This is a genomic window from Adlercreutzia sp. DFI.6.23, from assembly GCF_024462535.1.
Taxonomy (GTDB): domain Bacteria; phylum Actinomycetota; class Coriobacteriia; order Coriobacteriales; family Eggerthellaceae; genus Adlercreutzia; species Adlercreutzia rubneri.
In genome coordinates, this window is record NZ_JANGBP010000243.1 from 1 (window position 1) to 381 (window position 381).

At 64.0% G+C, this 381-nt stretch carries 1 pseudogene; it reads left to right on the top strand.

What is annotated here, in order from left to right:
- Positions 1–381: pseudogene (locus NE591_RS13200) on the top strand (trigger factor); the annotation flags it as partial.

The following is a 381-nucleotide window of genomic DNA, read 5'->3' on the forward strand; positions in this document are numbered from 1 at the left end:
GGAGAACTACGCCGACCTCACCATGAAGGCCACCGACGCCGACGCCAACGAGATCGCCGCGCTCGCGAGCGAGTCCCGTCTGTACGGCCCGGGCACCGGCATGTTCTCCGAGGCCTTCGACGAGGAGATCCTCGGCATGAAGAAGGGCCAGACCAAAGAGTTCACGCTCGAGATTCCCGAGGACGAGACGGCCGTGCTTCTGGCCGGGAAGGCAGGCAAGCCTGTCACCTTCGAGGTCACCTGCAACGTGGTGAAGAAGATGGTCACGCCCGAGGTCACCGACGAGTGGGCCAAGGAGAAGATGGGCTTCGAGTCCGTCGAGGACATGCGCGAGCGCATCAAGGAGTCGCTGAATGCGCAGAAGGGCTCGCTGATGCCGCG